Source organism: Kribbella sp. NPDC050241, from assembly GCF_044459685.1.
In the GTDB taxonomy this organism is placed as follows: domain Bacteria; phylum Actinomycetota; class Actinomycetes; order Propionibacteriales; family Kribbellaceae; genus Kribbella.
Genome location: NZ_JBITJE010000011.1, coordinates 34370 through 60661 on the forward strand (window position 1 = coordinate 34370; position 26292 = coordinate 60661).

The window sequence follows — 26292 nt, forward strand, 5'->3', positions numbered from 1 at the left end:
TCTCTCCTCTCGCGCCTACCGAACCCTCAGCACCCGCTCGTCCAGCTCGGTCTCTTCCGGTACGTCGGTCAGCTCCTGGAGCACCTGGATCGCCCCGCTGATCCGCAGCAACGTCTCCCGCAACGCCGACTCCTGCTGAAGCAGCTCCCGCAACTGCCCCTCACCCAGCGCATACTCCCGCCGCAGCTCCCCCAACCGCGCCTGCAACCGCTCATCACTCATCGCCATCACTCCGTCGACTCGTTGCCGGCAGCAACCGGCTGGCCAAACAGCTCCTGCTCGAGCGCCGCGCCGTACAGCTCCGGGTGCAGGAAGGGAACGTCCTGGGCCCCCGGTTTCGGCGTCTCGGGGACGATCCGGTGGGCGTTGGCCCACGGGTCCTGTCGTACGCCGGTGACCAGCCAGTGCACCGTGACTCGGCCAGGATCCGACCGGACCTGCCACCGGTGGCCCGAGATCTCCCCGACCACCGTGACGTGGGGCTTTTCCCTGCCCACTGGGGTCAGCGTGCACGTGACGTCGCGGTTCAGGGCCTCGAAGTACGGCGGCAGTTCGATCCACCCGAAGCCGCCGAGGTCGGTGACGAGCTTGCCGGCGTAGATGTTCAGCATCTCCGGCGACTCGACGAAAGAGTGCGACAGGTACTTGCCGGCCGGATCGACCGGATGGTCGATGGTGAATCCGCCGCCGGACTTCGACAGCGTGCCGTTGACCCTGACATCGCCTTCGAACTGCCCAGCCCAGAGCTGGCCGGTCGAGCGGATGCCGATGTCACCGCTGGCCTCCACACCCACACCCCGGAACAAGATCGGGATGGGGAAGGGCCCACCCGGCCGGCTGATCCGGCCGGCGGCACGAATCGCGGTGAACCCGTCGACGTGCAGCCGGGCCGCCGTTGCGGCGGCGCCGATGCCAATACCCACGCCGGCACCGGCTGTGTCCATCACGATGCCCCAGCCCGCGCCGTTCGCACCGTAGAAGCCAACGTGCGTGTCGTCGAGCATGCCCACGAAGCCCCGGTCGGCGTCCTGGTGGAACCAGATCCCAGCGGAGAAGGTCCCGTTCGAACGCACCCGCATTCGGCGGAACACGTCCAGGCCGACGCCGTCGGAGCTTGCTGCCGCGACCGCCCCGGGCCGGACCTTGAGCACATCTTCGTGCGACCACAGGCGGGCTTCGCCGGCCTTGGCGTACCAGACCCAGCGCTGACCGCTCTCGGGGGTCTCGACAAACGAGCTCATCTCGCGGTCGGAGAACGAGTACCCGCCTCCGGGACCACCGCTGTGTACTTCGGTCCCCTCGATATGCACGTCCCGCGCCGATGCCGCGTCGCCGAGCCCAACGGCGAGCATGCCGGTCCGAACCGGTCCCCCGACCACCAACTCCCCCGCGACCGAGACAGCAGCGCCGACCGACAGGGTGCTGCCGACCGTCGCAGCGCCGTCGGCCGTTAGCGACGCGGCCGTCAGAGCGCCGGAGAGCCGAGCGTCGCCAGAGTCGGCCGACACCCGTAACGCAGGTATTGCACCGGCTAGCAGCTCTAGTAGGACATCGCCGTTCGGCTCTGCGCCGAGTGTCGCGACCGGAGCTTGGCCGACCGATCCGACCGTTGAGTGCGGTGCTCGGAGCTCGACGCGTCCTGTCGGGGAAGCTGTGAGTCGTCGCAGGCCCGGGGCCAGGCTGGTGACCAGGCCGGCGGCGCTCAGTTCCAGGCTGGCCAGGACTATTTGCTCGCCGCTGTCTGGGAATGTGTTCGCCGGCAGGAGACGCAGCCACGGGGCGTGGAGCAGGGTCGGCGAGTTCCCGCTGTCCCGTTGCACCTCGCGCCACGTCAGCGTCAGCACACAGGACCCAGCCGATCCAGCAGTTGGAAGAACCACGCCGGCCGGGCCGACGGCGACTGTCTCGATGTCGAGGACTGCCGTCGGGTCCACCGCTGGGTCTGTCACCGCGACACCCGCCGCGGACAGCACGATCGTCCGGCCGGACGCATCGAACGCTACACCCGGGGACACCGTTACCTCGCCGGCACCAACCGCCGCGGACACCTCGAGCCCTTGCGCGACGCCCCACGTGTGCAGCGCGGAAGCACGTGCGTCCGTCATCGGCAGCAGGTACTCCTCGAGATCGATCAGGCTCTCGCCATGTCCGGTCGCCCCCGCCCGCACCGTGTGCGTCGGGAGGTTCCAGTACTGCGTCCGCCGTACCAGGCCCTCAACCACCGGACCGCTCCTCGCCGGTCGCTGCCATCTGCTGCCTCCTGAGTCGATGCGTGCGGTCAGAGAATCGAGGTGTTCAGGGTCCAGAGCGTGTGGGCGGGCTTCTGCTCCTCGACGATCGAGCTGATGTTGCCGACCGCCTGGTCGAGCACTCGTTTGCGCTCGGCGGGGTCGTCCGGCAACCGGGACGTGGTGAAGTGGATCGACACGTCGAACTCGAACGGCCGGACCCTGCCCCAGAACGGTTCGAGCCCGGAGGTCTCCGGCTGCCCGGGGTCGCTGACCACCAGCCGGTCGCCGACCGCGGTCATCCCGGTGGGGTACACGAACTCGCCCGGTGCGGTGATCCGAGTGGAGGCCGCCGGTTTCGCAGTCAGGTCCACGGTCAGGATCGCGGCGGGCTCGGCCACCGGGCAGATGAACGGATCGGTCGCCGACGGCGCGAAGGGTTTGAGGCCCACGTCCAGCACGTACAGGCGCCCGTCCCGGGTACGCGCCAGTGCCGCCGGCGCGACCAACGGATTGTCCGGCGGCAGCAGGACCGCCTCCCGCCACGGCGTGTTCCTTCGATCCACTCGCAGCAGATTTCCGGGCAGTCCCGCCGCATCGGTCGGCTCCTGGTCGCCGCCGTCCCCGATCAACAGCGTTCCGTCTGCCTCGATCACCATCGACAACGGCTCGACAGCCTTGGTCAGCCTGGTGCGAGTAACCGTCGGCGGGTTGGTCGGCCGCACGGTGACCACCGTCGGTCCGGGCGCTTGTGGCGGCCGTCCGCCCCGATCAAGCGCAAGCAGGTCGCCGGTCGACGGATCCACAGCCAGCGCGACCATCCAGATCGCCGTACCAGCCACCGCCAAGTTCGCCACCTGTGTCGCAGCAACCCCGCGGAAGGGCGCCGGTATGCCGAACAACCGGCCGGTGCGGGTCAACACATAAAGCGTCTCGGGTACTGCGCCCCGCGCCGGAGCCAGCGCGACCGAGACCACGTCCTTCAGGTTGGCGGTATCCGGGGCGAGCGGCGCCGGCCGCGGCGGCACACCCGACAGCTCGTAGCGGCCGGCGGGGTCCAGATGCCATACCCGGCTCGGCAGCTTCACCTGCACCTGCGCCGTATCAGGCAGGCCGATGTCGCCGACGAAGAGACTCCCGTCAGCCCCGGCTGCGACGCACCACGGCCTGGTCAGTCCCTCAGAACGCACGACGCCCGCGATCACCACAGGCCCTTGGGAGACGAGCGCGGTGACCGTGGACAACGCACCGGTCCGCGGTACCACGCTCAACAGCCGCGCACCGTCATCGACGCTCACCCGAGGTCGCGCCTGTCCGACCGCGTAGAGCTCGAGGTACTGGTTCAGCCCTGTCTTGCGGCCGCGCAGCCGGTAAATCTGCGCGATCTCCGCAGTCACCTTGCGGCGCTGGTACTCCTCCCACAACGGGACGCCCTGCAGGGTCGGGAACTCCAGCGCCACCCAAGACGCCAACCAGGGCAGGAACTCCGGTGGCGTCGTCCAAGGGTCGAAGAGCCGGTGCAGGTCGGCGATCTCGTCGCTCAGCGCGGGATGGACATGCGTCTTGGACGGGTCCTTCGGATCTACGTGCTCCAGCAGGATGTCGTCAGGCATCCCGGTCGCGATCTTCTCGAAGATCCGCAAGGCCGCGCCGAGGCGGAGGCCGTGCTCCGACTCGTCGACCAGCGGGTCGTCCCGCCACAGCACCGGCGGGAGGTACGCAAGGTAGCTCGACTCTGACATGTCAGACCTGGACCGGAGTGGTCTTGACCAGCTGTGCAGAGTCGGCGGCCGCACAGACCAGCTCGTAGTCGGCCAGCCGTACCGACGCCCCGAACGGCGACAACGCGAACGGCCGCTCGACGTCGCCCTTGTACGCCCCGCCCGGACCGAGCGGCGGGAAGTGGTAAGCGGGCGTGTCAGGCTTCACCTGCAGCACGCTGATGTACCCGAGATCCTCGGTCGGCATCAGCGCGCGGAAGACGTCGGAGGTGAAGACCGGGTCCCCGACGCTCCAGCCCTTGCCGTCCGGCCCGCCGCGGGTGGGGTGGAGGAACTTCTGGATCTTGGCCCGGGTCTCTGCCTCGATCGTGGCCCGGTCGGCGCCCGCGTTCAGCGCTTCCTGCCACACCATGATCTCCACGGTCACGATCACCGGAAGGTACCGCGGCGCCACCACCTCGAGCCGTGCGGTCAGGTCCCGGCGAGCGTCGAGGTACCCCTGGACGAGCCGGATCTGGTCCTGCGTCGGCTCCGGCCGCGGTACGTCGACGTCCCGGTCGGGAGCGATGATCAGGTTGACGGTGCCCGGCGCCCGGACCAGTCCACCGAACGTCCACGGGTCGCCGGCATTCCACGGCGGCGGCTGTCCGGGCGCGTCATCGGTATGGATCCGCGGCGGCAAGCATTTACTGACCCGCAGGTCGATGCTCGCCTCCCGCGCGAGGAACTCGTAGTCGTCGACGGTCACGGCGCGGTACCGGATCCGCAGCTCCTCCGGCGCGCGCCGCATCGTCTCCTCGATCGGTTCCTCGTCGGTCCCGTCGCGGGCCGGGCCGAGGTTGGTGACTGAGCCGATGCCACTCACCGGGACCCCCGTGGGTGCGGTACCGAAGACCGTGACCTGACTCGGTCCGACGTTCCCGCCGGTCCCCGAGGCGACGTAGCGGTAGCGCAGAGCCTGGATCTTGCTGCCCCGAGGTGGAACCGAGCCGCTGCCCTTGCCGGACCGCTCGTCGAAGTTGCCGAACCGCACCTCGCCGGCGACCGGGTCGATCCGGTAGACCTCGCCCGCCCCGGTCGGGAACTCGTCGACCAGCTTCCAGTCCTTCCAGTTCGCCGGGTCGGCCGCCGACGCGACTTGGACCACGAGGTCGGCGTACGGCGCGGTCAGGCCCGGCCGGCGGTACAGCGGACGGTTGTGCAAGGCAACGACCTGGAACCTCTGGCCGGTGCTCTCCCCGAGGTCCTCCGCCGCGCGGACCGAGAGCGCGGTCCGGGCCGGGACGGCGTTGAACAGCAGCCGGTCGATCCCGATCGCCAGGGCCGGCGGCGGATCGCCGCCCGCCGACGGGGCAGCGGCCGGCGCGTCGATCAGCACGCCGACCCAGAACAACGGATCGGTGACCTTGTCTACGTCAGCTTCCGGCGTCACGGTCTGCCACGGCCGGGCCGGATCATCGCCCGCGGCCCGCTGGGCCGTCCAGTCGGCCGGAACCGTGAGCCGCACCGCGCCGTCGTGCTGGAGGCCCTCGGTCCCATCGCCGGCCGCCGTCACCGGCGGCCACAGCAACGGTTCGACGTCGCCCTTGGAGTAGGTGAACCGCAATGTCGCCGCCCCGGCGGTTCGCGCCGCCTGGTACAGCCGCAGCCCGAGTGCCACCTCAGCCGTCACCGCCCGATCGAACCCGAGGTAGAAGGCGACCGTCTGTCCGGCGGGGACCTCGACCAGGTGGCTCGCGGTGGGCGGGCCGATCAGGTCGGCCGAGGCCTGGTGGTACGTCGCTCGGTTCGCGTCCGCCGCCAACGGCCCCACCCGCAGCGCCGCCTTGAGCGTGGTCGGCAGTACGACCAGCTCCTCATCCGTCTCGAACACGACCGGCCGCCCACCTGCCGGGTCGGACGTCTGCGCCTGCGTCCCGATCGGCACCGTCACGGGAGTCTCGACCGACGAGCCGTACGTCAGGTACGTCCGCGCGGGAGTCGGCGGGTCGCGGGTGATCCCCAGCAGGTTGAGGAACGCGAGATAGTTCTTCTCCGGCGTCTGGTTCAGCCGGTAGATGATGCTCTCGCCGAGCCAGGCGAACAGCTCGATCAACGTAACGCCGAGGTCGGAGGGGTTCTGGTCGGTCCATTGCGGTGCGTACTTCGGGATCAGCGCCCGCATCTCGTCGACGAGTTCCTGCCAGGTCCGGTCGTCCAGGTTGGGCGGCACGATCCGGCCGCCGCGCGATTCGGGAGACATCAGCCACGCTCCAGCAGGAAGGGAAGGACGAGCAGGTGCTCCTGGGCGGTGGCGCGCAGCCGGTACCGGATCTCGATCACCAGCCGCGCCCCGTCGACGTCGTTGATCGCCTGGACGTCGAGGACGTCGATCCGCGGCTCCCACCGCGTCAGCGCGTCGGTCACGTAATACCCGGCCAGACTGGCGGTGGTCGCGTTGTTGGGCGCGAAGACCAGGCTCTTCAGGTTGGCACCGAAGCCGGGACGCATCACGCGTTCGCCGTACTGCGTGCCGAGAATGATCCGGATCGACTGCTCGACCCGAGCCACACCCGCCGACTCCGCCAGCCCGGTACCGCTGATCCGCAACGGGAACGACAGGCCCCGCCCCAATACCTCGTCGCTCACGGCTTCACCGCCGCACGCAACCGAGCCTGCTTGGCAACCACAACCAGGTCAGGGGGTGGCGGTGCGCCGTCCGTCAGCCCGGCCAGCTTGTCCAGCAGCACGGAGACCTTCCCCACCGTGAGTCTGGACTTCTCGCCGGCCGAGACCGTGCTGACCTTCGTGCAGTGCTTGATGCCGGCGTTCGGGTTGTCCGGGATCGAGCAGGTGAAGGTCTTGTCGGCGAGCCCGGCCAGCAGGACTTCCTTGCCGCCGACCTTGAGCCTGCCGGTGTTGCCGGCCGAGATGTCGAACCCGTGCGAGCACCGGATGCTGCTCGCCGTCGTGAGCACGAACGGATCGGTCATCGCGTCCCCTCCTCGTTCACTTCACGTCCACCCCGTCCGAGACCATCGTGATCGCCGTCTTGCCTCCCACTGCCTCGAGCTTGATCTCGCCGCTGGCCTTGATCGCGAGATCGCCGGCCGCGCTGATCGTGAGCGCCGCGGCCCCCACGGTGTCGTCGAAGGTGATGGTGTGCCCGGCCTTGGACTTGAGCACCTTCTTGGCGTTCTTGTCATCGGCGTTGTCGGCCGGCGGCTTCTGCTGCGCGTTCCAGAGCGCGCCCAGCACGTACGGCTTCGACAGGTCGCCGTACTCGAAGGCGACCAGGACCTGGTCCTTCTTGTCGGGCAAGGCGTAGAACCCCGTGCCACTGCCCGCCATCGGCCGGACGCACGGCGCCCAACCGCTCTTGAAGTTGTCGCCCAGCCCGGGGAAGCTCACCTTGACCCGCCCGATCGCCGGCATGGGCTCGCCGGAGAGCACCTCGTTGTTCTCCTCGACCACGCCGAGGACGACGCCGAAGAACTTCTCGCCCTGGTTCGGCGACGGGGTCTCGACCAGCTTCTTGCGCAGCAGCCCGAGCAGGCTCGAGTGCCCGCGCTGGGTGATGGAGAAGTCGGTCCGGAACCCGTTGCCGTCGATCCGGTGCGTCACCTTGCGCACCCGGTAGGTGCCGCTGAACCGCTTCCCCACTCCGGCGATCGTCACGTACCGCCCGGCCGACAGGTCCGGGATGCCGATGCAGGACCCGTTGCCCTCGTAGAGACCTTCCAGCAGGTTCGACAGGATGGCCTTGGCCACGGTGGCGGCCTGGATCGGGTTGCTGATCCCCTCGCGGCGGATCCCCTTGCGCACCAGGGACATCAGTAGCTGCGAAACCGAGGTACCAAGGCGTTCGACCAGGTTGTCCGGGTCGAGGTCCGCGGCCAGCATCGTCACGGTGAGCGCTTGCGCGAGCTCCTGGTTGTAGACCCGGACCTGCTGCACCCCGGCCAGGCCGGTCGCCGAGATCCGTGGGCTGAAGCTGGTCAGGTTCTTCCCCCACTCCAGGACGTGCGCGGACAACTGCGGCCGGGGGAAGTGGAAGTGCAGCCGGTCCCACTCGACGTACACGTCGAAGAAGTACTGGTTCGCGCACGCCTTCAGGAACGCCATGTCGGTCTCGACCTGGACCCGCTCGGCGTGGAACGGCACCGGGTCGACGATCGGGACGAGTCCGTGCTCGGCGGCGATCTCGGCCGCGATCAGGCTGTCGTTGACGTCGGTGCGGGCGCGCGGCGGTGGCGGCGTGTGCCGCAGCCGGTACGACTTGTCGTACCCCGACAGCGTGATCGTCGGCGGCCCGTCGGCCGGGAACGAGGGCTCGATCGCCGCGACCTCGCCGAGGAACGCCGGGACCAGGTCGTGCGCGTACCCGAGGTGGATCTCGACCGTCTTGCCGATATCGAGCAGCGCCGAGTCGAGCAGCTTGTTGTCGTGGTTGCGCAAGGTCAGACTGAACGAGCCGGCCAGGTCCAGGTCGGTCTCGACGGTCAGGCTCAGCACTTGATCGGCCAGCTCGGCCGCCAGCGTCACACCCGACAGTCGGACGTCGAAGCGAGGCGCGTAGTGCGGCGCGCTCACGGCGTCCGCCCCGATCCGTCCGGGATCACCAGCGAGACTCCGGGCTTGACCGCGAGCGGGTCGATGATCCCGTTCGCCTGAGCGATCTCGCGCCAGCGCGCCGGGTCGCCGAGGTACGCGCCGGCGATGCCGCTGAGCGTCTCGCCGGCGAGCACCGTGTGCATCGCCGACGCCGCGGACGGGCTGATGGCTTCGACGATCGGGGTCAGTGCGACGTTCACCAGCGCGGATGCGGTCGGCGATCCGATGAACAGGCCCTGGCTGATCTCGAGCGACACGTCGACGTACTCCTGGAGGCGGACCGACATCGTCGAGCGGACCGGCGTACCGTCGGGCGCGAACATCGTGAAGCGCTGGCTGGCATCGGTGAGCACGCAGCGAAACTGCACTCGGCCGAGCGAGAACAGCAGGACCGGCGGGGCGAGCGTCTGCGGCTGCTTGTCGAGCAGCCGGACGATCGGCGCGGTGTGGAGTCGCACGTCGTCCTTCGACTCGTAGGTGTCGAAGAACAGCTCCATCGTCAGGACGCGGTTCTTGCCCCGAACGTACTGCAGTGGGGAGGCGTTCAGCCCGGGGATACCGACCTCGGCGAACTGGTTGCCCTGCTCAACCTTCAGCTCCTCGGGGTTGTACATCACCACGTGTCCGGTATTGGTCGTGGTGTCGATCAGGACGGCCTTGGCCAGCTCGTTGCTGGCCGGGAGCGGCGCCAGACGTAGCGGAGTCCGCAGGAGGTCGTGGGCCGGCGGTCGGGAGGGTGGGCGGATAGGCCCCTGGACTGGTGCGGCCATGTCAGCCTCCCCGCTCGGAGTCGGTCCGCAACCGGTGCATCAGGTCCTCGATGATCCGCAGCCGCAGCCCCTCGGAGTCGAAGCCCCCAGCCGTCGGCGACGCCTCCGGCCGGTCGGCATCCGCCCGCATCGGCGTCACCGCCATCGGCGTGGTCGAGGGTCTTGTCGCACTGTTGAAGTAACCAGCAGCCGGTAGATCGTTGTACGGAGGCGGGTCGCTGTGCCTGCGTGGGAGCTCAACACCGGCGGCTCCGGGAAGCCGCTGGGCCACAAGCTCGGCCCGCGCCGCAGCAGCCTCTTCCGCCGCCACTCCGCCCGGAGTGTTCAGGGGCGCCGCCGCGCCACGGGCGAGCAAGGCAGTCACGTGAGTCGCCTCGTGCGCCAGGAGCCCGAGGCCCTCCGGTGTGTCCGGCCGGAACCGCCCGGACCTCATCTTGACCGTCGTACCCGATGTGACTGCGTCCGCGCGGTGCGACCGGGCATCGGCGTCCGCCTCGGCGTCGATCTGCACCCGCATGCCGTCCGCGCCGGCACCAGCTATCTCGCGGAGCCGGGCGCGGACGTCCACCGGAACGACGTCGGCCGGCCATGCGGCCGTCTGCGGGCCGACGCCCGCAGCAACCGCGTCCGCTCGAGCAGCTGCCGAAGCTGCGGTGGTTCCGGCGGCTGTTGCGGTTCTGCCGGCCGTCGCCCTCTCGCTGTCCTCCCGTGCCGTCGGCCGCTCGCTCGGGAACCGTCCGCCGGGCTCGGTCCACTCCCCCGCGCCGTCCCATCGCTCGAACCGCTGCGCCCACGACTGGTCGAGCGCATCCAACCTCTGCAGCACCTGAGCGAAACCGGGTTCCCACGAGAAGGTGGCGACATGGCGAAGGCGCAACTGCTCGGCGAACAGCGCCAGCCGTTCCCCGAGCGTCTGCGGACGCCCTGCCGGATCGGTCATCCGTCCCCTCCTAACACCCGTCGCTCAGCTCAGCTCAGCTCGAGTTGAGCGGACACCTCGCGGACCCACTGCCGGCGCTGGGCATGGTCCAGGGTCAACACCTCCGTCAGGGTCCAGTGCGTGTGCCGACCGAGAAAGGCTGCCTCCTGGTGGACCCGGTCCAAGGGGTAGCCCGTTATCCCCCCAGCAGTGGCACCTCCACCTCGTGGCCCCCACCGCAGTGCGGACAGACGACAGCGACCACGTGCGGCGTCAGGCCGTTGATCCGGTTGTACAGGTCCTGCAGATGCGCCAGGTCCTCGGAGAACAGGCCTTCGACCACACCCGGGTTCACGTCCGGCAGGCTGCCGAGCTTCGTGACCACCCTGGCCAGCAGCACCACGATCAGGTACGCCGGCCAGCCCTGCACGCGCGGATCACGCAACGGGTAGATCTCGTCAGCGGCCGTCGCCAGCCGCATCCTCCCGGACCGGTGCAACGTCCCCTCGGCGTCGACGTACCCCTTCGGGAGCTCGAAGGACACCTCGGTGACCAGCTGGCCAGTCATACCCGGGCCAGACCCTCGTGCGCGAGGACCAAGGTCTCGACGAGAATTTCGCTGCCCTTCGCGTTGAACGCCGATCCCTCCCACTTGGTCGGCCAGGCGCGGTCGAAGTTCCACCGCACGACCTCGGTGCGGTTGGCCAAGTCGAAGACGACGATCGAGCCGTTCTTGCGGACGACCAGCCCCTGCACGATCTGCAGCCGCCACTCCCACAGCTCGATCGAGGTGGTCGCACCCCACTTCAGCGTGATGTCGGTGTACGTCGTCTTGCCGGGCAACTTGCGAACGGTCGTGTTGTCGCCGCCTTCGCGGTTCTCGATCACCTCCGTGGTGGAGCCGAGCCCACTGCACTCCGTGAAGCTGGCCTGCGCAATCCCGTCCAGCTCCACCAGGAAGTTGAAGCTTCGGTACGGGTCGACGCGTTGTCCTGTCTGGGGCATCCCCTTGCCTCCCAACCCCGAGTTGCCACTCCACCGAACCGTTGGCCCGGTGCCGTTGTGGGATCAGCCCTCGCTGACCTTGGCGCCGCCATCCCACAGGCCGATGCGCAGAACGATGTGCTCGGCGGGCCGCGTCACGGCCAGGCCGATCTCGACGATGACCTCGCCGCGGTCTCGCACCGGCGCGGGGTTCAGGGACTCGTCGATCGTCACGTAGAACGCCTCCTTGGCGGTCCGGCCGAACAGCCCGCCCGCCTCCCACACCCGGGTGAGGAACTCGGTGATCGAGCGCTCCAGCCCCTTCCAGAGCGCCGTGGTGTTCGGCTCGAACACCGCCCAGCGCAACCCGGTCACGAGCGAGTCCTCGACGTACGACACCAGCCGCCGGACATTGACGAACTGCCACGGTACGTCGGCGGACAGCGTGCGCGCGCCCCACACCAGCGGCGGCCCACCCGGGAAGGTGCGGAGTGCGTTGATGTTCTGCTGGTTCAGCTGGCCTTGCTCGGTGTCGTTCAGCGTGAAGTCTAGGCTGACGGCGCCACGGATCTGCTCGTTCGCAGGAGCCTTGTGTACGCCGACCGTGCTGTCGCAGCGCGCCATGATGCCGGCGATGTGCCCGGACGGCGGCACCGGGATCGTTTGCCCGGTCGTGCTGCCCGGGTCACGGATCACGATCCACGGCCAGTAGAGCGCGCCGAACCCGTTGACCGACAACAACCCGGCCCGTTGGGTGAGCAGCGGGTTCCCGGGTTTGAGCGGGTCCTTGTCTTGGACGCCGTCCAGGATCGCGAACCGGTCGCCCAGGTCCTCACAGTGCTTGATCACCTTGTCCTTCTGCAGCGCCGGATCCACCAGCCCCGGCACACACACCAGACCGACATCGGGCAGCCGGCTGAGCTGCGCCAGCGCGCCGTCCAGACCGTCCATGGTCTTGATCGGCACCACGTAGGCGAACGTACCGCCGTTGTCGAAGAACCCGCGGACCGCGTACGGGAGGTTCAGCCCGCTCTTGTACTCACCGAGCTTGTCCTTGTACGCGTTCCAGCTGGAGACCGGCACCGGCTTCCCCAGCTCGTCGCCGGTCGGGAGCGTCGCCGTGACGCCGATCAGCGCCGCAACGCTCGTCCCCGCGCCGGCGATAGGCCCCGCCGGGGTGATTTCCTCCAGATGGATCCCGGGAGCTGCTGTCGCGTAGTCGACCATCGCTGCTCTTCCGCCTTTCCGTTCTGCTCGCCGGTCGGTCGCGTCGTCCGGGGCCTACGGCCCGGAGAGGACCACCGTCTGCGTCTGATGGTCGGCCGCATACGTCACGGCGACTTGTTCGTCGGGCCGCCCGGCCGCCCGCACCTTCAACGTGTACGCCCCGAACTCGAGCCCGGGTACGGCGAACTCCCCGTCCGGACCCGAGGTCGCCTGTGCGCCGGTCTCGGTGACGGAGACTGTGGCGGCCGGGACCGGTACGAGCGACTGGTCGATCACCACGCCGCGGAACAACGGGTGCTCGACCGACGTGCTGCGGAGGTCGATCTTCTGGACCGGCGGGAACTCCTCGACCTCGTCGTACGGCTCGACCGTGATCGTCACCGTGATCGGGAACGCCGGCCGCGGCGCGATCCCGAGCGCGGTCCAGAACTCACCGCTCGACCGGTTCTCCTGCACCTGCGCGACCATGGTCGGCAATGGATAGGCCTGCGGTGGGGTCGCCAGGGTGCCTCTGAGGAAGCGCTCGTCGACGACCGGGAAGCGGCTGAGCCACAGCAGAGTGAGCCCCAGCAGCCTGTGTTCCTCCGCCGCCTTGAGCCCGCCGGCCTGAGCTGACCACGCCGTGGCGAGGTAGCTGCAGTCGACGCGCAACGACGGCAGCCGAGATGCGTAGCCGTCGTTCGTCCTGGTGAGGACCCGCGCTTCGTCACGGAGGCTGCGGTTCTCCGAGACGTCGTGCAGGAACAGGTTCACCGTCGCCTCGGCCGGTTTGTAGTTCTTGTCCGGCGTATCGAAGCTGACATCGGCCGCACGCAGATCGGCCGGCGCCGAGGCGTCGTCCAGGATCGCCTTCAGGGTCTCGTCGAGGTCTTGGAACACGGCAGCTCACCACACCTGCTCCGCGGTGGCACCGGGTGGCACCCGGCCCATCTTCTGGAACTCACGCCAGATCGCCTGCCGGACGTGCGCAGTACCGATCGACTCGCTCCGCGCCGCAGCCAGGAACGCGGAGTGCAGCGCGGCATTCCTGATGTTGGCACCGGAGAGCCGGAAGTCGTGGGCCAGGCCAACGACGTCCAGCGTCTCCGCCAGTGGTGCGCCGGGCGGGAAGGCGATCCGCCAGATCCCCTCGCGTAGCTCGTCGTCGGGGAAGGGGAACTCGACGATGAACTGCAGCCGACGAGTGAACGCCTCGTCCAGGTTCTGCCGCAGGTTGGTGGCCAGGACGGCGATACCGTCGTACTGCTCCATCCGCTGCAGCAGGTACGACGTCTCGATGTTGGCGTACCGGTCATGGGCGTCGTGCACCTCGGAGCGCTTACCGAACAGCGCATCGGCCTCGTCGAACAACAAGATGGCGTCTGCGTCGGCGGCCGCCGCAAAGATCGTCTCCAGGTTCTTCTCGGTCTCGCCGATGTACTTGCTGACCACCGCGGACAGGTCGATCGCGAACAGATCCAAGCCGAGCTCACCGGCCACGACCTCCGCAGCGGTCGTCTTGCCGGTCCCCGGCGGTCCAGTGAACAGGGCGGTGGTTCCTCGGCCACGCGCCAGCTTCTGCTCGAAGCCCCACTCGGTCAGAACCGTCGAGCGTAAGCCGACCCGGGCGCAGAGCTCCTTCAGCTGCGCGGTGGTATCGGGAGGCAGCACGATGTCGGCCCAGGTGCAGGTCGGCTCGATCCGGCGCGCCAAGACCGCCAACCGTTGACTTGTCTGCCGCCGGGCTCCCGCGAACACCTCTTTCGCGGTCGGTCCCCGGTCCGCGCCGGCAGCGGTGGCCGCGCTCGCGACCGCCTCGGCAATCTGCGCCGGTCCGAATGAGAACCGACCGGCGAGCGTATCCACAAGGTCGGTCGACGCTGTCGTCCCGGCCTCGTCGAGCTCGCGCGCCCACGCGGCGCGGCGGGTGGCCAGATCCGCTCGCCCTACAGCGATATTGAGAACACCGAGCGGCGGCCCACCTTCCGCCGTCCACGGCTGCGTGCCGGCCAATACCGTGATGCCACCGTGCTCAGCCAGGCCGTCGACCAAGGCCGACCGCGCGCGCGAGCCGACTGGCAGGAAACTCTCGCCGTCGACAAACAGCACTGCCCCTTTGAGCAGTGCCTCGCGGAACGAGCGGGCCACGACGAGCGCGGCCTTCTCGTCTGCGGTCGGCAGATCGGCCGCTCGGAGCGTGAGGATGGGGGCGCGCAACTCCCCCGCCAATGCCACCGCCGCAGCCGCGCGGTCGGACCCGACTGGCCCGTGCAGGTGGATTCGCAACGGGTAGCGGCCCTGCGCGGCCCCCGCCGCACCCAGAACAGTTCGCCGCGCAGCCGGCGAGAGCGCCGTCTCTGCCCAACGCGCCGGGGGCGGGCAGGCGAGCTGGCAGTACCCGGCCAGCTGTGAGTCGAGACCGTCCACGGCCAGCAGGACGCCTGTGATCTGCTCGTCGAGGACGACCGCCTGCGCCAGTAGTGGAGGATGCGCTCGCTCCTCGCTGACAAGTTGGAGGATGTTGTTTCGCAGCAGAGGGGCGTCAGCGGCGAACAAGGTCCGCCGTACCAGCTTTTCGTTGGGTGATGTGCTGATCAGGTCGAGGATCAGGTTCACCGTCGCGCGACACCGGCTGACGTCGTCCTGGAGGTAGCCGTACAGCCGCTCGTAACGCAGGTCTACCTCTGGTGCCAGTGCGATCAGCACCACGTCGAGTTCGTTGTCGGTCAGGGCGAATGTATGCCGCAGCCAGGCCCACCCGTCGTCCGACGACGCTAGCTCGGCCCAGCCCGGCGCGAGCGTACTCTCCCTGTGCGTGCGCAGCGGCTCCCCCAGCGGACCGTTCAGAGCGGCGGCCGCATGCTCCTCGGTGATGTAAAGCCCACGGAACGAATCGCGCCCCGCCTCGGCACCGAACCGTACTCGAGCCTCGGCCACAGCCGCGGCCAGTAGGCTGTCCAGGCGCTGGAATGGGCGCCGCCAGTTCGCGGCGCAGTCGGCTGACTCGGCCGGGGCGAGCAAAGAGGACGCCGCGTCAGACATGCATCCCCCCTCAGGCGCGAAGTGTCGATCACCCAACGAGGTGAACCGGCCTGATAAAACCCCCAGCTAACGACGCTACGGAGGGTCATAGGTGATGTCAAGGCATCACGGATCTCCAACGCGACCGAGTGTGGCCAATCACGATTGCCTACAGCAACAACCTTACAAGCGACTGAATGCCACATCATCCACGACCACCGCGGTCGGGGAAGATCACGACGACATCGGTGCGGAGCCCGGCCAGTTCCGCGCCCACCTAGGTGACTGCCTCGACCGTTGGCCAGACGACCACAGCCTGCTCGTCCGTGCTCAGGTCCTAGCCGGCCGCCACCTAGCGACCCGTACTTGAGATACGCCCTGACTCGTCGGATGAAGCTCCAAGACATGCGCGTCGATCTCCTGCCGCAGTCCGGCGCGATTACGCTCAGCCGCCTGAAGCCGGCGACGCGTCTGTCGACCTCGGCCAGTCTCTCGGCCGGAGGGTCGGGCGGCGTCTCGTTCACGAACCTCCTCAGCTCCGTGTTCCGGCGGTTCTGCCGGTTGGAGAACTCCTCCGCCATCTCCTTGTTGCCGAGCCGAGCAACGACGTGTCCGAATCCGAGGTTCTCGAGCTTCTCCCGGACATTGTCGACAGCCGAGTTGCCGAACGAGACCACGCCGATGGTCGCCGAGCCTTCCGCGATGACGTTGGCGATGAGGTTCAAGATCGTCTCGGTCTTGCCGGTGCCGGGTGGACCCTCGATCACGGAGATGGAGTGGCTGAGTGCTTTCTCGACCGCTTGCCGCTGGCTCAGATTGCAGCGAAAGGGATAGATCGGTGGCGTCCTCAGTTCCGTGGACTCGATCGGTGCGCCGGCCACGAATCGTCCCAGAGCGCTTTCGGGGTGGACGAAGTTCAGCGAGTCGTACACCGGCCGGAGCGGGTCGTCAGACGGTAGGCCGGACACAATGGTGCGCCAGTAGCTCAGAATGCCGGCGCCCCTCGGACTGTCGGCCGCACTTGAAACAATTCGTACCTGCGTGCCGGTCGAATGCGATTGCCCCGCCCTGTCCATTCTGCGATCTTTCGCCGAAGAGTGGGCGCATACAGTGCTCGACCACGCCGCGATGGCGCTCCGGGGCCGGACAGATGAGGACCGCCAGGATCTGCGCATGCCGGATCAGCAGCTGAGGCTTCGCCCGGTACATCGCTTGCACCGGTACCCACGCAGTCCGGACCGCGGCCGCGATCACTCGCTCGACGATGACTTCGTCCAATCTGATGCGCTTCGTCGGACGCGGCGCACCACGCTTCCGCCGTACGAGGTTGTTGTCCACACTGCGGGAACGGATGACCACGCCGGAGGTGATCAGGTACCTGATCCAGCTCAGCTTGCACACCCCGCGCGACCTGGGCGATCGCCGCGAACAGATCGCACCAGAAGTGATCCGCCGCTAATCCCATGCGCAGCGGGTTCGCCTGTCCGTCCGTCCCCGGCGGCCCGACGATCGCGTCCACTTCGATTCGGACCGCATCGGACACGAGGCCTGCCAGACCCGCTCTGAGGTGCGCGACAGCGCTACGATCCTCATCGCCTGCCCCGACAGCCGCGCGATAGTGACTGCGCATACCTACCCCCGGACATAGCCGCTGCTCGCGCATTCCCGACTACTCACTGTAGTGAGAGGCTTGCTGTCGCAGAGGCCAGCGCGTGTCGCGCCCCATGTGGACGTATCGTGCGCCGAACTGGCCCTCGTCAGCGGCACGAGGTTCGAGCTCAAAGCGCCGCTCACACACCGAGATTGAGGTGTGTGGTTAAGGTGCGTGTTCCTCCTCGGACACCACGAATAGGTTGCCGTTGGCAACCGAACCGATGCCGACGGTCGTCACACCGATCGTCGTCCGCCGGGCCTGCGAGGCGCGGCCTGCCCGCGCGCCTGACGCCAGTGTTGTTACCTCGTGGTGGTCAATCTGTGACACCGAGTCAGCACGATATTTCTTCAGAACACGGACAAGTGTTATCCCCGAAGCCGGTCATCGGCCGGCCGCTCGTCGCGGGCACGGGTGGATGGTCTGATTTTGAGACGGTCCTGCGCGCGGATCAACACTACTGTCGTTGGCGTCGAGCGATGGGCCGTGTGGATGGTGGACCGGACCTGTCTCCAGGCCAGTGGAGGATCTAGGAGGATCCGGAGATGAAGGCTCTTGTCTATCACGGCCCCGGGAAGAAGGCGTGGGAAGACGTTCCCGATGCGGCCGTTCAGGAACCCACCGACGTGGTGGTGCGGGTGGACACAACGACGATCTGCGGCACGGACCTGCACATCCTGCAGGGCGATGTGGCGGCGGTGACCGACGGCCGGATCCTCGGGCACGAGGCGGTCGGGTCGATCACCGCGGTCGGCAGCGCCGTGACGGGATTCCACGTCGGTGACCGCGTGCTGGTGCCGGCGATCACGAAGTGTGGCCGCTGCGTCTACTGCCAGCGCAACATGCCGTCACACTGCCAGACCGTCGGTGGCATCGGCTGGATCTTCGGCCACCTGATCGACGGCACCCAGGCCGAGTTGGTCCGCGTGCCCTACGCCGACACGTCGCTGTACGCGGTCCCCGACGGTGTGACCGACCAGCAGGCGATCTTCCTGGCCGACTCCCTGCCCACCGGGTACGAGGTCGGGGTCCTGGCCGGCAACGTTCGCCCGGGTGACACGGTGGCCGTGGTGGGCGCCGGTGCGGTCGGTCTGTCCGCGATCCTGACGACCGGGCTATGGGGGGCTTCGAAGGTCATCGCCGTCGACACGAACAAGTTCCGGCTGACCAAGGCGCTGGAATTCGGTGCTACCGATGCGGTTGAGGCCGGTCCGAACACCGTCGCCGAGGTTGCCGCGCTCACCGACGGACTCGGCGTCGACGTGTCCATCGAGGCAGTGGGCTACCCGGAGACTCTGCTTACCGCCGCACGGCTGGTGCGTCCTGGCGGACACATCGCCAACATCGGTGTGCACGGCACGCCGGTCGAACTGCCCATGCAGGACATGTGGATCCAGAACGTCACGCTGACCATGGGTCTGGTGGACACCGTATCCATCCCGACCCTGCTGAAGATGGTAGCCAGCGGCCGGATCCCATCGGAGAAGATGGGGACCCACACATTCACGTTCGACGAAATCGCGGAGGCCTACGACGTGTTCAAGAACGCGGCCGCGAACGAGGCCCTCAAGGTCATCATCAAGCCGAACTAGAAGTTCGGGGCACTCCCAGCGGGACGTCCGCGGGTGGCAACATCCCGATGCCGCGCGTCCTTCCAGGTCAGTGCTGTGGGAAGCAGGCAGCGACGGCTAAACCATCCACGAAGTCGTTCATCTCGTGGCCGGAATGTCCCTTGACCCACTGGAAGGCGACATCCCCGCGCTTGATCACCAACGCCACCAGAGGCTCCCAGAGATCCCTGTTGGCGACCGGCTTCTTTGCCGAGGTGAGCCAGCCTCGCTCGAGCCAACCTGTGTGCCATCCGTCGCGGAAGCAGTTGACGACGTACGTCGAATCCGAGACGACCAGCAGGGGACCGTCGTTCGCCTGCACGGCCTCGAGGGCGGCACGGATCTCCATCCGCTGGTTCGTGGAGGCAGCCTCGTGACCCGCGGCATACACGGTCGTCGACAGCGCCCACGCCCAGCCTCCAGGTCCAGGGTTGCCCGAGCAGGCACCGTCGGTGAACACTCTGCGCGCGCCGACCGGGACTGGCATATCGGCCGGACGAGGACGGCGAGCGCGGGCTGGAGACATCGGAGCGAAACACTACTCCGCCGGCGCATCCTCACACGCACCGCCCCGAAGGCGGCGTACCTGCAGGTGCCAATCCAGCGCCTTCTCACACATCGTCAACCCCGGGTTCGGAGTTCTGAGGGCTCCAGTCTGTTGCTCCGCATCTCATACGTTGAGCCTCAGCCGTGTGGTTAAGGTGCGTGTCCCTCCTCGGAGACTGAAACGGTTGTATCAATCCGCCTGTTCTCGAGAGACCGCAGAGCGTCCGGTTGCCTTGAGCAACGGCGGTGGGTTCACATCACCTACGGTCCGGCCTCCGTGCTGGCCGCGACATCGGCTGTCACGGGACTGGGGTTGTCCCCGATGTGTCAGCCGGTCCTGCGGCGGACGCTGACAGGTACCAGCACTAGAGCGGCGATCCCACCGCAACGGGAGGAAATCATGAACAACAGATACGCAGCCCTCGCAGCCTCTGCGCTGACGATGGGCGCTGTCACCTTCGTGGCGCTTGAAGCGTCGGCCGATGCGAAGGAGCCGACCCGCGAATACGCGGCCACTCCGATGCAGACCACCCCGCCGCCTTGGCCGGACGAGGGGTCCGGCTATCCGCAGCCCGAGCCGAAGTCTCCGGAGCCCGTCGCGGCGACCAGCACAACGGAGGTGCCGGTGGACCACAACATGGACGAGGCTGTGCAGGCCGCTGCGTCCGCACTAGGTGGTGCGGGTCTCGCCCTGGGCGGGATGTGGCTGTATCGGCGTCACCAGGCGCCGGCTCGCTAGGCGCGAATAGCCGTACATGCTCGCCTGCGCTGCCGATGTCCGAGGCGGTCATCGCCAGCCCTGTCACCAGAACAGTCGCCGACTCTCGTCGAGAACGCTTCATTCGTCCGCGCTCGGTGCAGAGCGCAGGTAGGCGAGGGTGGCCAGTACTCGACGATGCGACTGGGCGTCCTCGGTGATGCTGAGCTTGCTGAGGGTTTGGGTGACGTGAGCCTCGACTGTGCGGGTAGTGATGTGCAACCGGGCCGCGATGGCGGCGTTGGACAGACCTTCGGCCACCAGCCCCAGGACCTCACGTTCCCGATCAGTGAGCCGATCGAGCGGGTTCTTGGGTCGGCGGCGTCCGATCAGCCGAGCGACGATAGTCGGATCGATGACCGTCTCCCCATCCGCGATCCGGCGTAATGCGTCGACAAGGATCGCCCCATCGAAGAGCCGTTCCTTGAGCAAGTAGCCGACCCGCTCCGGGTGGTCGGAGATCAGGCGCAGCGCATAGCTCGGCTCGATGTACTGAGACAGCACCAAGACGCCGATGTCTGGGGACTCGACCTGGATACGCCGCGCCGCGGCAAGTCCCTCATCAGTATGGGTGGGTGGCATCCGGATGTCGGCGATCACCGCGTCCGGTCTGTGCCGGCGAACGAGCGTGAGCAGATGGTCAGCGTCCGCGGCCTCACCGACTACGTCCAGGCCGGCCTGGCTGAGCAGGTGGACAATTCCCTGCCGAGTCAGCAGGTTGTCATCAGCCACGACGATTCGCATGAGCCCTCCCGTCGACCGGATCCTGTTGCCCGCAAGGGATCTCGGCCCGCAAACCACCAGCCTGCCTGTCGAGAGTGCCGGACAGGGCGCTCAGCCGGTCGGCCAGGTCTTCAGGCAACGCACCGAAGGTCCCACCTACCTCTACGACGAGCCGGTCACCGAGACGGGTCATTGCAATCGAGAGGCTGCTGGTTGCCGCCTGGACCGTGCCGGCAACGACGAGGTACGCCGCGCGTTCCACGGCAGCAGGCAGACGTCCGGGCGGAACGGCGGTGATCTCCAGCGGGTACGTCGCCTCTTCAGCCAACGACCACAGGGCAGCGTCGAGCCCTGCCTCGTCGAGGATCGCCGGAAAGATTCCGTTGGCGAGCTCCCGCAGTTCGGCCAGCGCTGTCTGTGCCTCGGCGAGAACTGTGTTGAGCGTTGCGGCGAGCTCGGGATCTGTCGTCGCGGCGCGGGCGAGTCGGAGTTGGTAGGTGAAGGCGAGCAGGCGCTGCTGGGCTCCGTCGTGAAGGTCGCGTTCCAATTGCCGCCGGGCCAGGTCAGCCGCCTCGACAATGCGCATACGGGACGAGCGCAGATCCTCCATTCGAGCCTGTACTTCGGCCGCCAGTCGCTCGTTGTCGATCGCCAGCCGGGCTGCCGAGCCGATCTGATCCTCGAGCTCGGCAGCGTCGTACAGGCCGGCATCGTGTTCGACGAGCGCGACCGGCTGACCATGACGAACGACGGAGGTCGCCGCTCGCCCGGGGTCGGACTGCAGCGTGATCGGCCGTCCGGCCGCGTCGACATACCGCTGCGAACCTGGCAGCCAGTAGGACACTCGGAGACTCTCATCCCCGAGAGTGCGGGCAAGCGCCGACTGCAGCGAACCGGGCGGCGGCGCGACACCGAGGTCGTCCGCGAGGCGCGCCACTGCGGAGCGCCGGCGGCGTGCGCGAACCACCGCCCAGGCCAATCCGATCGCCAGGCCGGACAACGCGATGGCTTGCGCGACATGGATCGAACGGAAGACGACCCTGGTCGGGTCCTCCGCAGGATCACGCAACAACGCCGTCGCGTAGGCGGCGTAGCCTCCGGCAGCAGCTGCGGCCGGTATCACCACGAGCGACCATGCCGCGCGGGTCGCCCGACCTGCACGAGCCAGGCGCCATCCGGCGATTCCGAGCGTCACGGCGCCCGTGACCAGTACGAATCGGAGCCAGAGCTGGTCGATGACGCGCGCCAACTCCGGGTTGGGAACGATCAGGAACGCGTTGCCGGTGCAGTCGTTCCAGCAGTAAGGGTCGAAGAACGGATCCCGTGTAACAGCTCGCATGACGCTCACGCCGCCCGCGGCCAGCCAGCCAACGCCGATCGCCACCCGGCTCCACGTGGTCGATCCTCGTCCTGAAGGATACGAGATGACGAGGTGCACGAGGGCAGGCAGCACGAGCGGTGCCACGATCATGCCCAGACTCCGGACGAGCTCCGGCCCGGCGGTCCAACCGGTCCACATCGACGCGAACCACCCCAGTCCGGCGGCGATGGTGAGCTGCCCGGCGGGTCCGATCGTCCGATCCCACACCGCGAAGGTGCCCGCAGCGACCAGTCCGAGTCCCGCCGCAAGGGTTGCCGTAGCGACGCCGCGAGACACCTGCGCGTAGTTGGTGACCCGTTGGTCCGAAGTACTCATCGCGGCGATCGCGGCTGCCGCGCCGGCCGCCCCGAGGACCGGCAGCAGCCATCGGATGACGATGGCGCCTGCCGGCCTGTTCATGGACTGATTGTGCCAGGGAGCCGCCTTGCTGATGCTCGGTTCCGATCCGGACCATTGTGGCTGGCCACGAGGACGGACGCGCTGACTAGTGAGACCATCCACAAGTGGGCAACACGGTGCTCGTCGTTGATGATCACCCTGACTTCCGGGCCGCCGCATCGGCGTTGCTCGCGGCCGAGGGCTTCGAGGTCGTCGGCGTGGCGGCAACCGGGCACCAAGCGGTACTGCTCGCCACTGCCCTCCAGCCGGATCTGGTGCTGCTCGACATCAGACTCCCGGACCTGGACGGGTTCGCTGTTGCGGCTCGGATTGCCGAGTTGGACGCTCCGCCCGTCGTCGTTCTGGTTTCGAGCCGGGACGCACGTGCGTACGGCCCACGCCTGACGCGCGCCTCTGCCCTGGGGTTCCTGACCAAGAATGAGCTGAGCGGCGCCGCCCTACGCCGCCTGTTGGACGGTGGCCCACGTGCCCGGCCGTGACCTGATGGTCGTGGTGACCATTGGCGGATTCGGGGTGCTCAGCGAGCGCGTCACGATCGTCGATGGGCAAACGGGGGTCTGGCTGCCCGACCTCGCGGTTGGCATGGTGTTCCTCGCTGCTGCCCTGCTGGTCAGCCGGACGACGGCGATCGGCAGCGCCGCACCTGCGATGGGATCAGCCATCCTGCTGGGCGCAGTGGCGGTCACGTGGTTCGCAGGCAATCTCGCCGGGCCAGCGTTGTATTGGCATCGCGGCCCGCTGTTCCACCTGCTGTTGGCCTACACGGGTTGGCGGGTGAGTGGCCGGCTCGGCTGGGCCATGGTTCTCCTCGCTTATGTTGCTGCCGTCCTTCCAGCCGTATGGGGTAGCGAGTCTGCAACCATCGCGCTGTCCATCGTGCTCGTCGTGGGGGTGATTCTCCAGCACCGAACGGCCACGGGCCTTGCGCGAGGATCTCACGCAGCGGTTTGGGGTGCCGTGGCTCTCGGTGTAGTGCTGGTCGCCAGTGCCGTCACCCGGCTCGCCGTCCCCGCCGGTACTGCCGTGCAGCCTGCGCTCTGGGCGTACGAAGCGGTGTTGTGTGCCGTCGCGGTCAGCGCTGCCGCGGGCATACGGCGGTCGCGGCCAGGGAAGGTCGCCGACCTCGTTGTCGAACTCGGCGAGACCCAATCGGGCACGCTGCGCGATGCGCTCGCGCGCGCCCTCGGCGACCCCACGCTGCAAATTGGCTTCTGGTCCGCACACAGCCGCGCGTACGCCGACCCGGCAGGCGTTCCAGTCGCAGTACCGCCGCCTGGCGCGGGGCAATCGGCCACTTTCGTCAGGCGGAATGGTGATCCGTTCGCCGTTCTCGTGCACGACGCGACCGTCCTCGACGATCCTGCTCTGGAGAAGGCTGTCGCGGACACGACTCGGCTCACAGCGTCGCACGTCGCACTGCAGGCCGCAGTACGCGCGCAACTGGCCGAGCTGGCCGCATCCCGGCGGCGGCTGCTCGTCGCCGGTGACGCCGAACGGCAGCGCATCGAGCAGCGCCTCCATGACGGTGCCCGTGGGCGGCTGGTACGGATGAGAACTGCACTACGCTCCACTGTTGCGGATGCGGACGCGGACGACTCTATGGGGCTAGCTCGCGGCCATCTGGACGGGTCCCTCGCGGACCTGAGTGAACTGGCTGGAGGTCTTCATCCTCGTGAACTCGCCAGTGGCCTGGGCGACGCGCTCGAGGCCCTGCTGGAACGCAATCCGACGCCCGCGCAGCTGACGACGACGAGCCAGCGGTTCCCGGCCGAGGTCGAGGTCACGGCGTACTACGTTTGTGCCGAGGCACTGGCCAACGTCACCAAGCACGCTGCTTCGTCACGCGTCACGGTCGAGGTGGCGCAGCGACGCGGTCGGCTCTGGGTGACGATCGCCGACGACGGCACCGGTGGCGCCGACCCCGCCCGTGGAAGCGGACTGGTCGGCCTCACCGACCGCGTAGAGGCACTCGGCGGCAGATTGACCGTGCACTCACCGCACGGCGCAGGTACCCGCATCGTCGCCGAACTGCCCCTGGACAACCAATGAGTGCATGTGCGTCGCGGGTGCAATCGCTGCCGTCGACTGTGGCTGGCCACAGTCGACGGCGACAACAACCGGGTGCTCGCCGCGATGTGCGCAGGTTCTGCGTTTCCTACCGTCGATCTCGTCCATCGACTTCGGGAGGAAGCAATGGGTAAGACGGCGAAACCCCTACGGTGCTTGGCGATTCTCGCCATCGCCTCAGGCTCTCTCGTGGCCTGCACCAGTGGCCCGTCCGGAAACAAGGCCGGCGGCGATGCCGGACCTGTAACCCTCCGCATTGGCACCGCCGACTACCTCGGCCGGCCGTCAGCCGACGCGATCCAGGAGTTCGCTCGTCAGGCCAAGACCCGGTCCGGTGGCCGGCTCATTATTGAGCCTGTCTGGCAGGCGGCTGGTGAAAAAGCGGACGACTGGGACCAGGCCGTTGCCCGGATGGTCAAGGACGGCCGGCTCGATCTCGGCGTGATCCCGACGAGGGCTTGGGACACCGAGGGGGTGACGAGTCTGCGCGCTCTGCACGCTCCGTTCCTCGTCACCTCCGACGCCTTGGCCGACCAGATCGTCGTCGCCGACCTGGCCGACGAGATGATGGCCGGTCTGGACAAGGCCGGCGTCGCCGGACTGGCATTGTTGCCGGAGAGCCTGAGACATCCGTTCGGCTACGGCCGCGCCCTCCTGTCGCCGAAGGATTACGCCGGCAAGACCTTCCGCACCCCCCGGTCTGAGCTGGGCGACGCAACAATTTCCGCACTCGGCGCGAAGCCGTCAGATGCGGACGATGAGGTAGGCATGGAGGCCATCCAGGCTGGAAGGGTGGGCGGCTCCGATACCGCGTTCGTCCTCGCCGAGTCTCTGCAGGCTCCCGCCATCGCAACAGGCAACGTCACCTTTACCACCAAGGTGAACTCGCTCGTCATCAACTCCAAGGTGTTGAGCGAACTGGCGCCGACAGCCAAAAGGGTGTTGAAGGACGCGGCCTCGGCCACCCAGCGTTGGGTACTGGACCATCGGGTCACCGAAGCCGAGGCGGCGAGGATGTATTGCAGCGGGGGCGGCGCAATCGTCGCCGCGAGCGACGCCGACCTCACTGCGCTCGTGCGAGCGGTGCAACCGGTGTACGACCAACTGGAGCGTGACGCCGCGACGAAACGCCTGCTCGATCGGATCCGTGAGCTCAAGCGGACCGTACGAGTCTCCGCGCAAGGGGTCGCCACCCCGTGCCAGGCCCGCGCCCGAGCCACCCCGCCACCAGCCACCGGTAGCCAGAGCATCCTCAACGGCGTCTATCGGTACGAGATCACGCAGCAGGAACTGCGCGGCCTCGGCGTGACCAACCCCCGTGACCTGGCCAGGAACGAGGGCATGTTCACCTGGAGACTGCACGACGGGCGGTACACCTTCGACCAGGCTGCGCCAGGAGAGACGGACCACCAAGAAGGCAAATACACCATCGCCGGCAACCGCGTCACGTTCCAGCTGTCCTGGGTCAACGACCTGCAAGTGACCTTCACTTGGAAGATCTCGGACAAAGTGCTCACTCTCCAACTCGACGGCGAGACAGAGCTGCTCCTGAAGGCCCTCTTCACCGCACACCCGTGGACGCAGATCGCCTGACCGAGCACAGCCACGCGGCGGGCTGCCGCTCCCACGGAGACCCACCATGGATCAGACCGCCGCACAGGCGTGCTGCAGGACACACTCGCGCCGATTGCGAACGCGATCCGGGGCGTTCGGTAG

At 68.0% G+C, this 26292-nt stretch carries 23 protein-coding genes and 1 pseudogene; 6 read left to right on the top strand and 18 right to left on the bottom strand.

Features of this window, described 5'->3' with window-relative positions:
- Positions 1-15: 15 nt before the first annotated feature.
- From ACIBG5_RS35645 to ACIBG5_RS35715, 15 genes and pseudogenes are all read right to left on the bottom strand, one after another.
- A complete protein-coding gene (locus ACIBG5_RS35645) occupies positions 16-222 on the bottom strand; it encodes a hypothetical protein (RefSeq protein ID WP_396395965.1) in 207 nt (68 codons plus the stop codon).
- 5 nt (positions 223-227) lie between these two features.
- Positions 228-2222, bottom strand: a complete 1995-nt coding sequence (locus ACIBG5_RS35650; protein ID WP_396395966.1) for a hypothetical protein — start codon at positions 2220-2222, stop codon at positions 228-230.
- Positions 2223-2278: 56 nt separating this feature from the next.
- On the bottom strand, positions 2279-3970 hold the full coding sequence (locus ACIBG5_RS35655; RefSeq protein ID WP_396395967.1) for a phage tail protein: 1692 nt from the start codon (positions 3968-3970) through the stop codon (positions 2279-2281).
- 1 nt (position 3971) lies between these two features.
- Positions 3972-6191 (bottom strand): putative baseplate assembly protein, encoded by a 2220-nt coding sequence (locus ACIBG5_RS35660; protein ID WP_396395969.1) that lies wholly within the window; start codon positions 6189-6191, stop codon positions 3972-3974.
- Positions 6191-6577 (bottom strand): GPW/gp25 family protein, encoded by a 387-nt coding sequence (locus ACIBG5_RS35665; protein WP_396395971.1) that lies wholly within the window; start codon positions 6575-6577, stop codon positions 6191-6193. The genes ACIBG5_RS35660 and ACIBG5_RS35665 overlap by 1 nt, the downstream gene beginning before the upstream one ends.
- Positions 6574-6921 (bottom strand): hypothetical protein, encoded by a 348-nt coding sequence (locus tag ACIBG5_RS35670; RefSeq protein WP_396395972.1) that lies wholly within the window; start codon positions 6919-6921, stop codon positions 6574-6576. Before ACIBG5_RS35670 ends, ACIBG5_RS35665 begins: the two co-directional genes overlap by 4 nt.
- A gap of 16 nt (positions 6922-6937) precedes the next feature.
- Positions 6938-8521 carry a phage baseplate assembly protein V gene (locus ACIBG5_RS35675; protein ID WP_396395974.1) on the bottom strand — a complete coding sequence of 528 codons (1584 nt, stop codon included), beginning with the start codon at positions 8519-8521 and terminating at the stop codon, positions 6938-6940.
- Positions 8518-9312: a LysM peptidoglycan-binding domain-containing protein gene (locus ACIBG5_RS35680; protein ID WP_396395975.1), complete on the bottom strand. Its 795-nt coding sequence runs from the start codon at positions 9310-9312 to the stop codon at positions 8518-8520. The genes ACIBG5_RS35675 and ACIBG5_RS35680 overlap by 4 nt, the downstream gene beginning before the upstream one ends.
- A gap of 1 nt (position 9313) precedes the next feature.
- Positions 9314-10252: a DUF4157 domain-containing protein gene (locus ACIBG5_RS35685; RefSeq protein ID WP_396395977.1), complete on the bottom strand. Its 939-nt coding sequence runs from the start codon at positions 10250-10252 to the stop codon at positions 9314-9316.
- 175 nt (positions 10253-10427) lie between these two features.
- Complete coding sequence (locus tag ACIBG5_RS35690; RefSeq protein ID WP_393390426.1) at positions 10428-10799, bottom strand: hypothetical protein; 372 nt, start codon at positions 10797-10799, stop codon at positions 10428-10430.
- Positions 10796-11236, bottom strand: a complete 441-nt coding sequence (locus tag ACIBG5_RS35695; RefSeq protein ID WP_393390429.1) for a phage tail protein — start codon at positions 11234-11236, stop codon at positions 10796-10798. Before ACIBG5_RS35695 ends, ACIBG5_RS35690 begins: the two co-directional genes overlap by 4 nt.
- A gap of 63 nt (positions 11237-11299) precedes the next feature.
- Entirely contained in the window at positions 11300-12442 is a 1143-nt protein-coding gene (locus tag ACIBG5_RS35700; protein WP_396395979.1) for a phage tail sheath subtilisin-like domain-containing protein, read from the bottom strand.
- A 54-nt stretch (positions 12443-12496) separates the two neighbouring features.
- Positions 12497-13321, bottom strand: a complete 825-nt coding sequence (locus ACIBG5_RS35705; protein ID WP_396395981.1) for a Pvc16 family protein — start codon at positions 13319-13321, stop codon at positions 12497-12499.
- 6 nt (positions 13322-13327) lie between these two features.
- A complete protein-coding gene (locus ACIBG5_RS35710; protein WP_396395982.1) occupies positions 13328-15463 on the bottom strand; it encodes an ATP-binding protein in 2136 nt (711 codons plus the stop codon).
- A 602-nt stretch (positions 15464-16065) separates the two neighbouring features.
- Positions 16066-16617 (bottom strand): annotated as a pseudogene (locus ACIBG5_RS35715) (AAA domain-containing protein); the annotation flags it as partial.
- 89 nt (positions 16618-16706) lie between these two features.
- Here ACIBG5_RS35715 and ACIBG5_RS35720 point away from each other — a divergent pair.
- Both ACIBG5_RS35720 and ACIBG5_RS35725 read left to right on the top strand, forming a co-directional pair.
- A complete protein-coding gene (locus tag ACIBG5_RS35720) occupies positions 16707-16901 on the top strand; it encodes a hypothetical protein (protein WP_396395984.1) in 195 nt (64 codons plus the stop codon).
- A gap of 737 nt (positions 16902-17638) precedes the next feature.
- Complete coding sequence (locus ACIBG5_RS35725) at positions 17639-18685, top strand: alcohol dehydrogenase catalytic domain-containing protein (protein WP_396395986.1); 1047 nt, start codon at positions 17639-17641, stop codon at positions 18683-18685.
- Positions 18686-18752: 67 nt separating this feature from the next.
- Here the strand turns inward: ACIBG5_RS35725 and ACIBG5_RS35730 are convergent, their stop codons facing one another.
- On the bottom strand, positions 18753-19190 hold the full coding sequence (locus tag ACIBG5_RS35730) for a ribonuclease H (RefSeq protein ID WP_396395988.1): 438 nt from the start codon (positions 19188-19190) through the stop codon (positions 18753-18755).
- Positions 19191-19649: 459 nt separating this feature from the next.
- Here ACIBG5_RS35730 and ACIBG5_RS35735 point away from each other — a divergent pair, with 459 nt between their 5' ends.
- On the top strand, positions 19650-19988 hold the full coding sequence (locus tag ACIBG5_RS35735) for a hypothetical protein (RefSeq protein ID WP_396395990.1): 339 nt from the start codon (positions 19650-19652) through the stop codon (positions 19986-19988).
- A 99-nt stretch (positions 19989-20087) separates the two neighbouring features.
- On the opposite strand, the gene ACIBG5_RS35740 is transcribed toward ACIBG5_RS35735, so the two are convergent.
- Together ACIBG5_RS35740 and ACIBG5_RS35745 are read right to left on the bottom strand one after the other, a co-directional pair.
- Complete coding sequence (locus tag ACIBG5_RS35740; RefSeq protein WP_396395992.1) at positions 20088-20750, bottom strand: LuxR C-terminal-related transcriptional regulator; 663 nt, start codon at positions 20748-20750, stop codon at positions 20088-20090.
- Positions 20731-22509 carry a sensor histidine kinase gene (locus tag ACIBG5_RS35745; RefSeq protein WP_396395993.1) on the bottom strand — a complete coding sequence of 593 codons (1779 nt, stop codon included), beginning with the start codon at positions 22507-22509 and terminating at the stop codon, positions 20731-20733. The genes ACIBG5_RS35740 and ACIBG5_RS35745 overlap by 20 nt, the downstream gene beginning before the upstream one ends.
- A 104-nt stretch (positions 22510-22613) precedes the next feature.
- On the opposite strand from ACIBG5_RS35745, the gene ACIBG5_RS35750 reads away from it, so the two are divergent.
- The 3 genes from ACIBG5_RS35750 to ACIBG5_RS35760 all read left to right on the top strand — a co-directional run bounded on the left by ACIBG5_RS35750 (position 22614) and on the right by ACIBG5_RS35760 (position 26169).
- Positions 22614-22988 carry a response regulator transcription factor gene (locus ACIBG5_RS35750; RefSeq protein ID WP_396395995.1) on the top strand — a complete coding sequence of 125 codons (375 nt, stop codon included), beginning with the start codon at positions 22614-22616 and terminating at the stop codon, positions 22986-22988.
- Positions 22975-24558, top strand: a complete 1584-nt coding sequence (locus ACIBG5_RS35755; RefSeq protein WP_396395996.1) for a sensor histidine kinase — start codon at positions 22975-22977, stop codon at positions 24556-24558. The genes ACIBG5_RS35750 and ACIBG5_RS35755 overlap by 14 nt, the downstream gene beginning before the upstream one ends.
- A gap of 72 nt (positions 24559-24630) precedes the next feature.
- Positions 24631-26169, top strand: a complete 1539-nt coding sequence (locus ACIBG5_RS35760; RefSeq protein WP_396395998.1) for a TRAP transporter substrate-binding protein — start codon at positions 24631-24633, stop codon at positions 26167-26169.
- Positions 26170-26292 lie beyond the last annotated feature (123 nt).